The organism is Rhodanobacter lindaniclasticus (genome assembly GCF_004799035.1).
Taxonomy (GTDB): Bacteria; Pseudomonadota; Gammaproteobacteria; order Xanthomonadales; family Rhodanobacteraceae; genus Rhodanobacter; species Rhodanobacter lindaniclasticus.
On sequence record NZ_MWIO01000087.1, the window covers coordinates 1 to 13,838 of the forward strand.

The following is a 13,838-nucleotide window of genomic DNA, read 5'->3' on the forward strand; positions in this document are numbered from 1 at the left end:
CACGTGCACGCCGATCACCGGCGCCCAGGCACCGGTGATCGGCGTGCACGTGGACAGCGAGGACGAGTCCGAGGTCTGCTACATCGGCCGGCTGGTCAGCGTCGAAGACGACGGCTTCTACATGCAGGAGCTCAGCCCGGACGCCGAGTGGATGCGCGAAGTCTCGTTCTTCAGCTGGGACGAGGTCTCCACCATCAGCATGGAAGACAGCTACGCCCAATCCCTGCTGGCCGTGGCCGGGCCTGCGCCTGCCCTGCTGCCCGGCGATGCCAGCGGCCTCGGCCGCGCACCTTCGCCCTGATCTTCGGGATTCGGGATTCGGAACGAGCCGCACGCGGTAACCCGGGCAATCCCGTCCATCCCTCGTTCCTGCGGAAGCAGGACAACAGGGGCCATGCGGGCGTTGAACAGCCGAAAGGGGAGCGGTGCGTGTCATCCCGTGCCCCCAGCATCCCGCCGCCTGCGGGTGGCGCCGGCGCAGATTCTGGGCCGGCTCCCGCGGCCCAAGCCAACGCGGGTAAGCTTTCGGATCCGTCCTGAAGGCCCGTCCACCGGGGAGCACGCATGAGCCGCATCGTCGTCGTCGGCAGCATCAACATGGACCTGGTCACCCAGGCGCCACGCTTCGTCGGCCCCGGCGAGACCATCCTGGGCGAACGCTTCCTCACCGTGCCCGGCGGCAAGGGCGCCAACCAGGCGGTGGCCGCGGCCCGGCTGGGCGCCCAGGTGGCCCTGGTCGGCGCGCTGGGCCGCGACGGCTTCGGTGAGCAGTTGCATGCAGGACTCATGGCCGAACACGTCGACCTGACCCACGTTGCGCGCCTTGACGACTGCGCCAGCGGCACCGCCTCGATCACCGTCGCCGGCGGCGAGAACCAGATCATCGTGGTGCCGGGTGCCAACGCGCGCGTCACGCCCGCGGACGTCGAAGCCGCCCGATCCCTGATCGAACGCGCCGACGCCGTGCTGGTGCAGATGGAAATCCCGCTGGACACCGTCGAGGCCACCGTACGCCTGGGCCACCGCCTCGGCGTGCCGGTGATCCTCAACCCGGCCCCCGCGCAGAAGCTGCCCACCGACTGGCTCAAGCTCGCCCGCTACGTCACCCCGAACCAGCACGAGCTGGCCATCCTGCTCGGCGCCGATCCCGTCGAGGACTTCGAGACCCTGATGCGACGCGCCCCATGTCCGGTCGTGCTCACCCGCGGCGGCGAAGGCGCCTGGTACCGCGAGCAGGGCGAACCGCTGCACCAGGCCGGCTTCAAGGTCGACGTGGTCGACAGCACCGGTGCGGGCGACACCTTCAACGCTGCCCTGGCGGTATTCCTGAAACAGGGCCTGCCCGAAGCCGTACGCAGGGCCTGCGCCGCCGCTGCGCTGTCGGTGACCAAGCTGGGCGCGCAGGGCGGCATGCCAACCGTAGGCGAGCTGGAAATGTTCCTGGCGTAGTTCGCGACGGGCTATTTGCCGATGCAGAACGAGCCGAAGATCGCGCCGAGCAAATCGTCGCTGCTGTAGTCGCCGGTGATTTCACCCAGCGCGTGCTGGGCCTGGCGCAGTTCTTCGGCGGCGAGTTCGCCGGCGCGGGTGGTGCTCAGCGCGTGGGCGGTGTGGTCGAGGTGGATGGCGACTTGCTGCAGGGCCAGCACGTGGCGGCGTCTGGCGCTGAAGGCGCCTTCGCCGCTGCCGGCGCCGGCGAGCTGCTTGAGGTGGTCGCGCAGGGCGTCGAGGCCTTCGCCGGTTTTGGCCGAGGCCCACAACCACGCGGCATCGTCGCGTGTTTCGGCATGCGGGGCGAGCTGATCGCGGTCGATCTTGTTGATCAGCACGAGGCGTTCGACGCTGGCCGGCAGTGGCGCGAAGAAGGCGAGGTCGGCGGTCGCGTGGTCGGCCTCGGTGACCAGCAGGGCCACGTCGGCGCGTTGCAGCTCGCCGTGGGCGCGGCGCACGCCTTCGCGTTCGACTTCGTCGTCGGTGTCGCGCAGGCCGGCGGTGTCGGCCAGTTCCAGCGCGATGCCGTCCAGGCTCAGGGATTCGCGCAGCACGTCGCGGGTGGTGCCGGCGATCGGCGTGACGATGGCGCGGTCGCTGCCGGCGAGCGCATTGAGCAGGCTGGACTTGCCGGCGTTGGGGCGGCCAATGATGGCGACCCTGAGGCCATCGTTGAGGCGCACGCCGCGTTGCGCTTCGCGCAGCAGTTCGGCCAGTTCGGTGCGCAGGTTTTCCAGTTGCGCGGTGATCGCCGGGTCGGCGAGGAAGTCGATTTCCTCTTCGGGGAAGTCGATCGCCGCCTCGACGTGCACGCGCAGGGCGATCAGCGATTGCAGCAGCGCCTCGACCTTGCGCGAGAAGACGCCTTCCATCGACTGCAGCGCCGCACGCGCACCGGCTTGCGAGCGGGCGGCGATCAGGTCGGCGACCGCTTCGGCCTGGGCCAGATCGAGCTTGCCATTCAAGAATGCGCGCTCGGTGAATTCGCCGGGGCGCGCCAAGCGTGCACCGAGTTCGCAGACGCGGCGCAGCAGCAGGTCGAGCAGCACCGCGCTGCCGTGGCCTTGCAGTTCCAGCACGTGTTCGCCGGTGTAGGAGGCGGGGGCGGGGAAGTGGAGCAGCAGGCCGCGGTCGATCAGTTCGCCGGCGGCGTCGCGGAACGCGGCGAAGTGGGCGTGACGGGGTTGCGGTGCGCGGCCGAGCAGGGTTTGCGCGATGGCTGGCGCGGCGGGACCGGAGACGCGCAACACGCCCACGCCGGCCGCGCCGGGGGCGCTGGCGATGGCGGCGATGGTGTCGATGGTCTCGGCGGTCATGGGTGGACTTTACAGGGCGGTGCGAGTCGGGATGGGTGCGATGTCCTTCGACTCCGCCGCGACGCCAGAAACGAAACAGCCGCGACGGTCGCCCGGTCGCGGCTGTCGGCTGCCCGTTCGGCGAAGAGCTACGCCGCCTTGGCCTTGGGCTCGCCTTCACGGTCGATGTGATGAGTCACCCACCACTGCTGGCCGAGGCCAACCAGGCCGTTGACGGCGTAGTACAGGCACAGGCCGGCAGGGAAGAAGGCAAACATCACGGTGAACAGCAGCGGCATCACCTTCATCATCTTCGCCTGGGTCGGGTCCATGCCCGCGGCGACGGGGTTCAGCCACTGGGTGCCGAGCATCACGATCGCGTAGATGATCGGCAGGATGTAGAACGGATCGGGCGCGCTCAGGTCGGGGATCCACAGGAACGGCGCGTGGCGCAGCTCCAGGCTGTACTCGAGCACGAAGAACAGGCCGTAGAACACTGGCAGCGTGATCAGCACCGGCAGGCAGCCGCCCATCGGGTTGACCTTCTCCTTCTTGTACAGCTCCATGGTGGCTTGCTGCATCTTCTGGCGGTCGTCGCCGTAACGCTCCTTCAGCGCCTGCAGCCGCGGCGTCAGCTTGCGCATGCGCGCGCTGGAGCGGTACTGCATCGCGGTGAGCTTCCAGGTCAGGCCCTTGATCAGCAGCACCAGCAGGATGATCGCCACGCCCCAGTTCTTGGTGATCGCGTGGAACTGCGACAGGATCCAGTGCATGGGCACGGCGATGGCCTTGAACATGCCGTAGTCGATGGTGAGATCGAGCCCGGGGGCGATCGCATCCAGCGTGCCCTGCCGGTTCGGGCCCACGTACAGCCGCGCCTCGGTGGTCAGGCTCTGCCCGGCGGCGACGTTCAGCGCCGGGCTCATCGTGCGGATCAGGTAGCGCGGGTGGGCGCTGTCCGGGTCGATGGTCTGGGTGACGTAGTGGTTGGTCTGGCCTGCCGGCGGAATCCACGCGGTGACGAAGTACAGGCGCAGCATCGCCGCCCAGCCACCCTTGATCTCGCTGTCGAGCGCATCCTTCTTCTCGCCGAAATCCTTGAAGCCGAGCTTTTCGAACTTCTCGCCGGTGTACCAGGCCGCCCCGATGAAGCTGCGCTGCTCGGGATCGGTGTAATGGCTGAACCAGCTGGACGGTTTGGGCGGCGCGACGCGCTGCAACTGCTGGTAGGCGTTGCCTTGCCACGGCGCGCTGCCGCCGTTGTCGATGCGCTGGCTCAGGCCCACCACGTAGCTGCCGCGCTTGAAGGTGTAGGTCTTGGTGACGGCTAGGCCGGCGGCATCACGCCAGGTCAGCTCGACCTGCAGTTCGTCCTGGCCCGGCGCCAGCGCGTAGCTGGTCTTTTCGCTGTGGAACAGCGCCAGGTGATTGGGCTGGTCGGCCGGCGCGGTGTCGCTGCTGCTGACCAGGCCGTTCTGCGCCACGAAGTAGTGCGCGGGGCTGTTGTCCAGCAGCACGACGGGCGGCGGGGTGGGGTTCTTGTGGGTCGGCGCCTGCTGCGGGTAGGCCAGCAGATCGGCGTGCACCAGGCTGCCGCCACGGGTGTCGATGGTGAGATGCAGGACGTCGGTGTCGACCGTGATCAGTTGCGCGCTCGCGGGCGCCTCGTCGGTGGCGATGGCTGCGGCCACGCCCGAAGGCGCCGCGCTCGACGCGGCCGCCAGCGCCACGGGCACGCTGCCGTCCGCCGAGGTCGGCACGGCCTGGCTGGCGGTGGCGGCCGCCGTCGGCGGCGGCTTGGGTGCGTGGTCGTTTTCCCAGGCCATGAACAACAGGTAGGCCACGGCCAGCAGGGCAAACAGGAGGAAGTTGCGCGTTTGATTCATCGCGTAGCAGATCCGGGTAACGCCACGACTCGAGGGACTCGCCGCGGAAGCTTGGAAAAAGGTCAGCGCTCGATTGTGGAGGGGCCGTCGCTTCGCTTCAATGGTTCGGCCGGGTCAGTCGTGCGCGTCGGCAGCTTTTGCCACAAGGCTTCCAGCTCGCCCAGCAGCTCAGGCCCGGGCACGCCGGCGGCCTGTTCGCGCGCCATCACCATCAGGTCGATCGCGGGCAGCCGATGGCGTACGCGCCGGAACGACTCGCGCACCAGACGTTTGATCCGGTTCCGCTCCACCGCACGCTTGGACACCCGCTTGGAAATGGCCAGGCCCAGGCGTGCACCGCCCAGCTCGTTGTCGCGATAGCGCAAATGAAAACAGCGGCCGCCTGCGCGTCCGCTGCTGTTTCGCAAGGCGGCGAATTCGCCGGGCCGACGCAACCGCGCCTCGCGCGGCAGACCGGCGCTGGACATCACGCCGGATCCGGTTACGGGATCAGGCGCTTGCGGCCCTTGGCGCGACGGGCGTTGATCACCTTGCGGCCGTCGGCGGTGGCCATGCGGGCGCGAAAACCGTGGGTACGGGCGCGCTTGAGCTTGCTGGGCTGGAAGGTCCGCTTCATGGGTTGCTCCGAAGGGAATGTGAGTAAAAGGTTGGAGAGTATGTCCGGTCGAGGCCGCGCCTGTCAAATCGCGCCGCGCCGCGGCTCGCGCGGGAGTGGCGCGGCCGGCTCGGGAGCGTGGGGGCTGCTGCTAGACTAGCCCATCACCCTGCGCGCAAGCGCCCCAAGTCGTGGTTGATCGAATTCATGAGTGATCTGTGGCGGCGCTGCCTTGAGCGTCTGGAAGGCGATCTGAGCGCCGAAGACCTGCACACCTGGCTGATGCCGCTGCAGGCGCGTGACGACGCCGACGGCTTGCAGCTGTTCGCCCCCAACTCCTACACCCTCGACACGGTGCGCCAGCGCTATCTGGCGCAGATCGAGCAGGTGTTGGGGCAACTGGCCGGCCATGCCATGCCGGTGCGGCTGGAGGTGGGTTCCAGCGCACGCCGGGTCGAACCGGCCAAGCCGGCGGCGGCCGCGCCCGCGCGGGCCACCGCGACGGCGACGACGCAGGCGTTCCACCACAACCTCGATCCCCATTACACCTTCGAGACCTTCGTCGAAGGCAAGTCCAACCAGCTCGGCAAGGCCGCCGCGATGCAGGTGGCCACCAATCCGGGGCGCGCGTACAACCCGCTGCTGCTGTACGGCGGCACCGGCCTGGGCAAGACCCACCTGATGCATGCTGCCGGCAACCTGATGCTGGAGCGCAACCCCGGCTGCAAGGTGATGTGCCTGAGCTCGGAGCAGTTCGTCGGCTCGATGATCGAGGCCCTGCGCGCCAAGAGCATGGACGAGTTCAAGCGCCGCTTCCGCTCGGTCGACGCACTGCTGATCGACGACATCCAGTTCTTCGCCGGCAAGGACACCACGCAGGAGGAGTTCTTCCACACTTTCAACGCGCTGTTCGAGTCCAAGCAGCAGATCATCCTCACCTGCGATCGCTATCCCAAGGAAGTGGACAAGCTGGAGCCGCGCTTGAAGTCGCGCCTGGGCTGGGGCCTGAGCGTGGCGATCGAGCCGCCGGATTTCGAGACGCGGGCGGCGATCCTGTTGTCCAAGGCACACGACAAGAGCGTGGCCATGGACGAGAGCGTGGCCATGCTGCTGGCCAAGCGCATCCGCTCCAACGTGCGCGACCTGGAAGGCGCGCTCAACACCTTGGCGGCACGCGCCAACTTCTACGGGCGGCCGATCACCACCGATTTTGCCGAGGAGACCCTGCGCGACCTGCTGGCCACGCACGCCCAGGCGGTCACCATCGCCAACATCCAGAAGATCACCGCCGAATACTTCAACGTGCGCCTGCAGGACCTGCTCTCCAAGCGGCGCGTGCGCTCGCTGGCACGGCCGCGGCAGATCGCGATGACCTTGTCCAAGGAATTGACCGAGCACAGCCTGCCGGAGATCGGCGAGGCGTTCGGTGGGCGCGACCACACCACGGTGATGCATGCGTGCAAGACGATCCGCAAGTTCCTCGAAACCGACGTGCGCATGCGTCAGGACTGGGAACAATTGATCCGCACGCTCACCGGTTGACGCGTGGGCGGCCCGGCGTGCCGGGAATGCGCGAGAATGCGGGGGCAAGCTGGGGCCAAGCTGTGGATAATGGGTGGATGACTGAGCCTGTCAGGTTATCCACAAGTCATGCACCGCCTGGCCGGTCCGCGCTGCACACGGTAAATGAGCCGTAACAAATTGATTTTACGTGGAAAAACGAACGAAACCCGGTTCTCCACAAGACCAACAACAGCCACTACACTTCTTTTCAAAAGAAAGAACAGCAGGTAAAGGGAAGCCCACCATGCAATTCAGCATTCAACGTGAAGCTCTGCTCAAGCCGCTGCAACAGGTAGTGGGCGTGGTCGAACGGCGCCAGACGCTGCCGGTATTGGCCAACCTGCTGTTCAAGGTCGCCGACGGCCAGGTCTCGCTCACCGGCACCGATCTGGAAGTCGAGATGGTTGCCGTCACCGAGGCGGAGAAGCTCGCCGATGGCGAGATCACCATCCCCGCCCGCAAACTGTTCGACATCGTGCGTGCACTGCCCGACGGTGCCCATATCGAGCTGAAATTGAACGGCGATCGCGTGGCTCTGCACGCCGGCCGTAGCCGGTTCACCCTGACCACGCTGCCGGCCAGTGAATTCCCCACGGTGGACCAGATCGAGGTGGTCGAGAAGGTCAGCCTGCCGGAGGAAGTCCTGCGCGACCTGATGGAGCGCACGGCCTTCGCCATGGCCAACCAGGACGTCCGCTATTACCTCAACGGCATGCTGCTGGATCTGCAGGAGCACAGCCTGCGCTGCGTGGCGACCGACGGCCACCGCCTGGCGATGAAGCAGACTGAACTGCAGAGCTCGGTGAGCACGCGGCGGCAGATCATCATCCCGCGCAAGGGCGTCAACGAGCTGATCGGCCTGCTGGAAGGCGGCGATGGCGAGGTCGAGCTGGAGTTCGGTCGCAACCACCTGCGCCTGCACCGGGGCAATGTGACCTTCACGTCGAAGCTGATCGACGGTCGCTTCCCCGATTATGAGGCGGTGATTCCGCTGGGCGCGGACAAGACCGCCACGCTGGACCGCGAAGTGTTGCGCGGGGCACTGCAGCGCGCGGCCATCCTGTCGAACGAGAAGTATCGCGGCGTGCGGCTGGAGCTGTCGCCGGGCAAGTTGCGCATTGTGGCGCACAACCCGGAGCAGGAAGAAGCCGTGGAGGAAGTCGAGGCCGACACCCATGTTTCCGACCTGGCGGTGGGCTTCAACGTGGGCTACCTGCTCGATGCCCTGGCGGCCCTGCGCGGCGACAAGGCGCGCTTGAGCCTGCGCGACGCGCAGTCCAGCTGCCTGGTGCAGGAGCACGACAACGAGCAGGCCCGCCACGTGATCATGCCGCTGCGGCTCTGACGCGGCTCTCGTGGTCGTTGCGATCAGGCGTCGTCACCAGCAGCGCCGGGGTCTCCGCAGGGAGCCCCGGCGTTGTCATCTGGAGTTCCGGCGGACATGAGGCTGGAGCAGCTGCGCATCTGCGGTTTGCGCTGCCTGACCGATGTCAGCCTGGCGCTGGACCCGGCCATCAACGTGTTCGTCGGCGATAACGGCGCCGGCAAGACCAGCGTGCTGGAGGCCGCTTTCCTGCTCTCGCATGCGCGCTCGTTCCGGTCCGGTGCACGCGAGGCGCTGGTGCAGCGGGGCATGGCGCAGCTGGCCTTGTTTGCCGAGGTACATCACCGTGATGAACCCGGTGTCGAGCGCTTGGGTCTGGGACGTTCCGGCGCGCGCTGGGAGGCGCGGATCAATGGCGAGGCCGCGTCGATCGGCGAACTGGTGCAGGCCTGTGCGGTGGTGTGCTTCGAACCCGGCTCGCATGCGCTGATCGCCGGCCCGGCCGAGGAGCGTCGGCGCTACCTCGATTGGGGCGTGTTCCACGTGGAACAGGATTTCCTGGCGCAGTGGCGGCGCTGTCAGCGCGCGTTGAAGCAGCGCAACAGCCTGCTGCGCGCGGGAGGGGTGCCGTCGGATGACCTGTTCGAGCCATGGGAGCTGGAGCTTTCGCAGGCCGCGGAGCTAATCGACCTGCAGCGCCGCGCTTACCTGGACCGTCTGCGACCTTGCCTGGAAGTCGGCATGACGGCCTTGCTGCCCGAATTGGGCGCGATGGAACTGCGCTATCGCCGCGGGTGGTCGGACGAGCAGCCGCTTGTCGATCATCTGGCGGCCCAGCGCGGCCGTGACCAGGCGCGGGGACACACCAGCCTGGGGCCGCATCGCGCCGATTGGACGCTTTCTTTCGAACGTGCCCCGCTGCGCGAGCACCTGTCGCGCGGCCAGGAAAAACTCGCTGCGCTGGCCTGCGTACTGGCGCAAGCCACCTTGTACGCGCAGGAACACGGCGACTGGCCGGTGGTGTGCCTGGATGACCTTGCCTCCGAGCTGGACCAGTCGCATCAGGCGGCGGTGGTGGCTCAGCTGCAGGACGTCCATGCCCAAGTGTTGCTGACCGGCACCGAGTTGCCGCCGGCGTTGCAGGCGACCGCCGCCCGCGTGTTCCACGTGGAACAAGGACAGATGACGCGCCTGCTATAATTGAAAGGTTGCACCTTTCGCAGGTTGCATAACCCTTGTCCGGCCGCTCACGGCGCCACGCCGGGCGGGTCGATGGCGCCAGGAAACGACCTTCGCATGAACGAACCCCTCAACGAATCCCACTACGATTCGAGCAATATCAAGGTACTCAAGGGCCTCGAGGCGGTGCGCAAGCGCCCGGGCATGTACATCGGCGACACCGACGACGGTACCGGCCTGCATCACATGGTGTTCGAGGTCGTCGACAACTCGATCGACGAGGCTTTGGCGGGCTATTGCGACCGGGTCGTGGTCACGATCCACGAGGATGGTTCGGTCAGCGTCTCCGACAACGGACGCGGCATCCCGGTCGACATGCACCCGGAGGAGCACCGCTCCACCGCCGAGGTCGTGATGACAGTGCTGCATGCCGGCGGCAAGTTCGACGCCAACTCCTACAAGGTGTCGGGCGGCCTGCACGGCGTGGGCGTGTCCGTGGTCAACGCGTTGAGCGACCACCTGTGGTTGACCATTCACCGCGATGGCCATGAATACCTGCAGGAATACTCGCTCGGGGAACCGCTGTTCCCGCTGAAGGAAATCGGCCCTTCGAGCCAGCGCGGTACCACGGTGCGCTTCCTGCCCAGCCCGGCGACGTTCACCAACAACATCGACTTCCACTACGAGATCCTCGCCAAGCGCCTGCGCGAGCTGGCCTTCCTCAACTCGGGCGTAACCATCGAGTTGAAGGACGAGCGCGGGGAAGGGCGCTCGGACACGTTTGCCTACGAGGGTGGCATCCGCTCGTTCGTGCAGCACCTGGCCCAACTCAAGACCGCCCTGCACCCGAACGTGATCAGCCTCACCGCCGAGCAGGACGGCATCGTGGTGGAAGTGGCCATGCAGTGGACCGACTCGTACAACGAGATCATGTTCTGCTTCACCAACAACATTCCGCAGCGCGATGGCGGCACCCACCTCACCGGCTTTCGCGCCGCGCTGACCCGCTCGCTGCAGAACTACATTGAGAAGGAAGGCCTGGCGAAGAACGCCAAGGTCGCGCTGTCCGGCGACGACATGCGCGAAGGCATGATCGCGGTGCTGTCGGTGAAGGTACCCGACCCCAAGTTCTCCTCGCAGACCAAGGACAAGCTGGTTTCGTCCGAAGTGAAGACGGCGGTGGAGCAGGCGGTCAACGAGAAGCTCGGCGAATTCCTGCTGGAGCACCCGAACGAGGCCAAGGCGATCGCCTCCAAGGCGGTCGACGCCGCGCGGGCCCGCGAAGCCGCGCGCAAGGCTCGCGAAATGACCCGTCGCAAGGGCGCGCTGGACATCGCCGGCCTGCCCGGCAAGCTGGCCGACTGCCAGGAGAAGGATCCGGCGTTGTGCGAACTGTTCCTGGTCGAGGGCGACTCTGCCGGCGGCTCGGCCAAGCAGGGCCGCAACCGCAAGACCCAGGCCGTGCTGCCGTTGAAGGGCAAGATCCTCAACGTCGAGAAGGCGCGCTTCGATCGCATGCTGGCTTCGGCCGAGGTCGGCACCCTGATCACCGCGCTGGGCACCGGCATCGGCAAGGATGAGTACAACCCGGACAAGCTGCGCTATCACCGCATCATCCTGATGACCGATGCGGACGTCGACGGCTCGCACATCCGCACCCTGCTGCTGACCTTCTTCTACCGGCAGATGCCGGAGCTGATCGAGCGCGGCCACATCTACATCGGCCTGCCGCCGTTGTACAAGGTCAAGCAGGGCAAGCAGGAGCTGTACATCAAGGACGACACCGCACTGAACGACTATCTGATCTCCAGCGCGGTGGACAACGCCTCGCTGACCTACAGCCCGGACGCACCGCCGATCACCGGCGAGGCGTTGGAGAAGCTCCTGCGCGGCTACCAGAACGCACTGGACCAGATCGCCCGGCTGGCCCATCGCTTCGACCCCGCGGTACTTACCGCGTTGCTGGAGCACGCGCCACTGGAGCCGGCACTGTGGGCCGACGCTGGCGCCATGCAGCAGTGGCTGGATACCGCTGCGCTGAAGCTCAGCGCCAGCGGACTGGGCAAACCCCACTACACGCTGCGCCTGCGTCCGGCGCATGCCGACGCCACCGGTGCCGCACAGCCGGCCGCCATCGAGGTGGTCCGGGAACAGCATGGCCTGACCCATACCTGGTTCCTGCCCCAGCCGTTCTTCGGCAGTGCCGAGTTCCGTCCGATCCTGGCGATCAGCCAGCAGATTGCCGGCATGATCCAGGCCGACGCGGTGGTGCGCCGGGGCAATGCGTCGCGCGGCGTCCTCAGTTTCGCCGACGCCCGCGACTGGTTGCTGGAGGAAGCCAAGAAGGGACGCAGCATCCAGCGCTTCAAGGGCCTGGGTGAAATGAACCCCGAGCAGCTGTGGGATACCACGGTCAACCCGGACACCCGGCGCATGCTGCAGGTCGGCATCGAGGACGCGATCGTCGCCGACCAGATGTTCTCCATGCTGATGGGCGAGGCGGTCGAGCCGCGGCGTGATTTCATCGAGGCCAACGCGCTCAAGGTCGCCAACCTGGACATCTGATGCCGCACCGCGGCGCCTGCCGTCCTGCGGCAGGCGCCGGAGGCCAGTGATCCCCGGCCATCCGCAAGGCACGGTGCACCGGATTCCGATCGGCCGGCGACGCCTGGCGCGCTCCTAACTCATTGATCCGGCACGATCTTTTATGTCGCAGCGCAACTTGTTATCCGGCCCCGGATCAGGTTACGCTGCAAGACCTGCCTGTTTGCATCGACAGGTACCGACCTTGCGATGAGGAACCCCATGAAACAGCTTCGAAGCTTCACTCTGCTGGCCACTGCGGCCCTGCTGCTTGGCCTGGTCGCCAGTCCGGTATTGGCCCGGAAGCAGCACGACGACAAACCCAAGCAGACGAGCGAGTACCCCAACAGCACGCGTACCGCGCCGAAGCTCGACCTCACCAAGAAGCAGGACCAGGAGCACCTGCAGAAGGGCTACGACGCGCTCAACAAGGGCGATACTGCCACGGCCAGCACGGAGCTGCAGACGCTGCTCGACAGCAGCAAGAGCAAGTATGCCAAGGCGATGGCATTGCGCGGCCTGGCGGTCGCCAAATACAACACCCAGGACTACAAGGGCGCGATCGGTCTGTTGCAGCAGGCACTGGACAACGGCGTGCTGCCCAACGACGACTACTTCGCGGTGTTGTACATGCTCGCCGTCGCGCAGCAGGCCGACGAGCAGTACCAGGCGTCGCTGGACACCCTCACGAAATGGCGCGCCGAAGGCAAGAAGGAAACCGCCGAGTCGTATGCCATCGAGGGCAACGACCTGTACCGCCTGGAGAAGTTTCCGGAAGCCATTGCAGCCGTAAAGAAGGCCAAATCGCTGTCCGACAAACCCGAACCCCAGTGGGACCAGATCCTGATGGCCAGCTATGCCGCGTCCGGCCAGGACGACCAGCTGGTGCAGATCGCGCAGGACAACCTCGCCGCCCACCCGGATGACCCCAAGGCGATCGAAACCGCCATCCAGGCGCTGCAGCAGGCGCAGAAGTATCCGGAGGCGATCAAGGTCATGGAGGATGCCCGGGCCAGGGGCCTGCTGGGCAGCGAAGCGGACTACGTGCTGCTGGCGTCGCTGTACTACAACCAGGCGCTCTCCACGGAAGAGCCCAAGCCGCTCGCGAACAAGGCGATCGCCGTCATCAAGGAAGGCATGAGCAAGCAGATCGTGCAGCCCACCGCGCAGAACTACGTGCTGCTGGGCAAGGCCGATTACGTGGCCGGCAATATCCCGGCGGCCACCCAGGCCTTCCAGAAGGCGTTGCCGCTGGCTACCGACGGCGAGCCGGCGCTGCAGATCGCCAACATCGAATTGACCAACAGCCATTACGCCAAGGCCAAGACCATGGTCAACCAGGCCATCAGCAAGGGCGTGAAGCACATGGGCAGCGCCTACCTGGTGCTGGCCGAGTGCGAGCGTGGCCTGAACAACAAGACGGGGCGGATCGCTGCCCTGAAGAAGGCGGCGCAGGATCCGGACACCGCCGACCATGCCAAGGAAATGCTCAAGGAGCTGGGAGCATCCGGCAAATAGCCATCCAACCGGACGCGGGCTTTGACGCGAACGTCCACGCCCGCGCCCCGGACGCTATACAAAAGTCATGGCGTGTTGTAACGTTGAAAACCTTTCACTGCGTATTGCTTCAGCAAGCTCTTGGCGGGTCCCGTCAGGTCGAACCGGACGGCTCCCGACAGTTCACTGCGGCGATACGATCCCCCGATTGATCAGCTTCCAGATTAGTGACAGATGGCCTCAAGTAACGAAGAAACCGGGCGTTTTAGTTGGAAGCGGACCTGGGCATTGGCGGTGGCCATCGGGCTGCACGCATTTGCCTTCCTGTTGATTGTGGCGCCGATGGCGCCGCCCAATCAGAATCACAAGGAAAAGGAAAAGATCGTCCAGGTCAGCTTCATCGAGCCGCCGCCACCGCCACCGCC

10 protein-coding genes and 2 pseudogenes are annotated in these 13,838 nt (G+C 66.3%); 8 read left to right on the plus strand and 4 right to left on the minus strand.

Features of this window, described 5'->3' with window-relative positions; all coding sequences use genetic code 11:
- Both B1991_RS18200 and rbsK read left to right on the plus strand, forming a co-directional pair.
- Positions 1–301 (plus strand): annotated as a pseudogene (locus B1991_RS18200) (hypothetical protein); the annotation flags it as partial.
- 263 nt (positions 302–564) lie between these two features.
- On the plus strand, positions 565–1,449 hold the full coding sequence (gene rbsK, locus B1991_RS18205; RefSeq protein ID WP_136260088.1) for a ribokinase: 885 nt from the start codon (positions 565–567) through the stop codon (positions 1,447–1,449).
- Positions 1,450–1,460: 11 nt separating this feature from the next.
- Here rbsK and mnmE read toward each other — a convergent pair whose 3' ends face one another.
- The 4 genes from mnmE to rpmH form a co-directional block, all read right to left on the minus strand.
- Positions 1,461–2,807, minus strand: a complete 1,347-nt coding sequence (gene mnmE, locus B1991_RS18210; RefSeq protein WP_136260089.1) for a tRNA uridine-5-carboxymethylaminomethyl(34) synthesis GTPase MnmE — start codon at positions 2,805–2,807, stop codon at positions 1,461–1,463.
- A 128-nt stretch (positions 2,808–2,935) separates the two neighbouring features.
- The gene (gene yidC, locus B1991_RS18215; protein ID WP_136260090.1) at positions 2,936–4,672 is read right to left on the minus strand and encodes a membrane protein insertase YidC; all 1,737 of its coding nucleotides are present in this window, start codon (positions 4,670–4,672) and stop codon (positions 2,936–2,938) included.
- 62 nt (positions 4,673–4,734) lie between these two features.
- Complete coding sequence (gene rnpA, locus B1991_RS18220) at positions 4,735–5,139, minus strand: ribonuclease P protein component (RefSeq protein ID WP_136260091.1); 405 nt, start codon at positions 5,137–5,139, stop codon at positions 4,735–4,737.
- Positions 5,140–5,153: 14 nt separating this feature from the next.
- Positions 5,154–5,288, minus strand: coding sequence for a 50S ribosomal protein L34 (gene rpmH / locus B1991_RS18225; RefSeq protein WP_007809828.1), 135 nt, complete (start codon positions 5,286–5,288; stop codon positions 5,154–5,156).
- A 186-nt stretch (positions 5,289–5,474) separates the two neighbouring features.
- On the opposite strand from rpmH, the gene dnaA reads away from it, so the two are divergent.
- From dnaA to B1991_RS18255, 6 genes and pseudogenes are all read left to right on the plus strand, one after another.
- The gene (gene dnaA, locus B1991_RS18230) at positions 5,475–6,809 is read left to right on the plus strand and encodes a chromosomal replication initiator protein DnaA (RefSeq protein ID WP_136260092.1); all 1,335 of its coding nucleotides are present in this window, start codon (positions 5,475–5,477) and stop codon (positions 6,807–6,809) included.
- Positions 6,810–7,074: 265 nt separating this feature from the next.
- On the plus strand, positions 7,075–8,175 hold the full coding sequence (dnaN, locus tag B1991_RS18235) for a DNA polymerase III subunit beta (RefSeq protein ID WP_136260093.1): 1,101 nt from the start codon (positions 7,075–7,077) through the stop codon (positions 8,173–8,175).
- A 96-nt stretch (positions 8,176–8,271) separates the two neighbouring features.
- On the plus strand, positions 8,272–9,354 hold the full coding sequence (gene recF, locus B1991_RS18240) for a DNA replication/repair protein RecF (protein WP_136260094.1): 1,083 nt from the start codon (positions 8,272–8,274) through the stop codon (positions 9,352–9,354).
- A gap of 96 nt (positions 9,355–9,450) precedes the next feature.
- Entirely contained in the window at positions 9,451–11,898 is a 2,448-nt protein-coding gene (gyrB, locus tag B1991_RS18245) for a DNA topoisomerase (ATP-hydrolyzing) subunit B (protein WP_136260095.1), read from the plus strand.
- A 240-nt stretch (positions 11,899–12,138) separates the two neighbouring features.
- Positions 12,139–13,434: a tetratricopeptide repeat protein gene (locus B1991_RS18250; protein ID WP_210772176.1), complete on the plus strand. Its 1,296-nt coding sequence runs from the start codon at positions 12,139–12,141 to the stop codon at positions 13,432–13,434.
- A gap of 213 nt (positions 13,435–13,647) precedes the next feature.
- Positions 13,648–13,838 (plus strand): annotated as a pseudogene (locus B1991_RS18255) (energy transducer TonB); the annotation flags it as partial.

Excerpts from the sequence above, each read along its gene's own strand:
- rbsK (WP_136260088.1), top strand. The coding sequence starts at position 565 with ATGAGCCGCATCGTCGTCGTCGGCAGCATCAACATGGACCTGGTCACC.
- mnmE (WP_136260089.1), bottom strand. The coding sequence starts at position 2,807 with ATGACCGCCGAGACCATCGACACCATCGCCGCCATCGCCAGCGCCCCC.
- yidC (WP_136260090.1), bottom strand. The coding sequence starts at position 4,672 with ATGAATCAAACGCGCAACTTCCTCCTGTTTGCCCTGCTGGCCGTGGCC.
- rnpA (WP_136260091.1), bottom strand. The coding sequence starts at position 5,139 with ATGTCCAGCGCCGGTCTGCCGCGCGAGGCGCGGTTGCGTCGGCCCGGC.
- rpmH (WP_007809828.1), bottom strand. The coding sequence starts at position 5,288 with ATGAAGCGGACCTTCCAGCCCAGCAAGCTCAAGCGCGCCCGTACCCAC.
- dnaA (WP_136260092.1), top strand. The coding sequence starts at position 5,475 with ATGAGTGATCTGTGGCGGCGCTGCCTTGAGCGTCTGGAAGGCGATCTG.
- dnaN (WP_136260093.1), top strand. The coding sequence starts at position 7,075 with ATGCAATTCAGCATTCAACGTGAAGCTCTGCTCAAGCCGCTGCAACAG.
- recF (WP_136260094.1), top strand. The coding sequence starts at position 8,272 with ATGAGGCTGGAGCAGCTGCGCATCTGCGGTTTGCGCTGCCTGACCGAT.
- gyrB (WP_136260095.1), top strand. The coding sequence starts at position 9,451 with ATGAACGAACCCCTCAACGAATCCCACTACGATTCGAGCAATATCAAG.
- B1991_RS18250 (WP_210772176.1), top strand. The coding sequence starts at position 12,139 with ATGAAACAGCTTCGAAGCTTCACTCTGCTGGCCACTGCGGCCCTGCTG.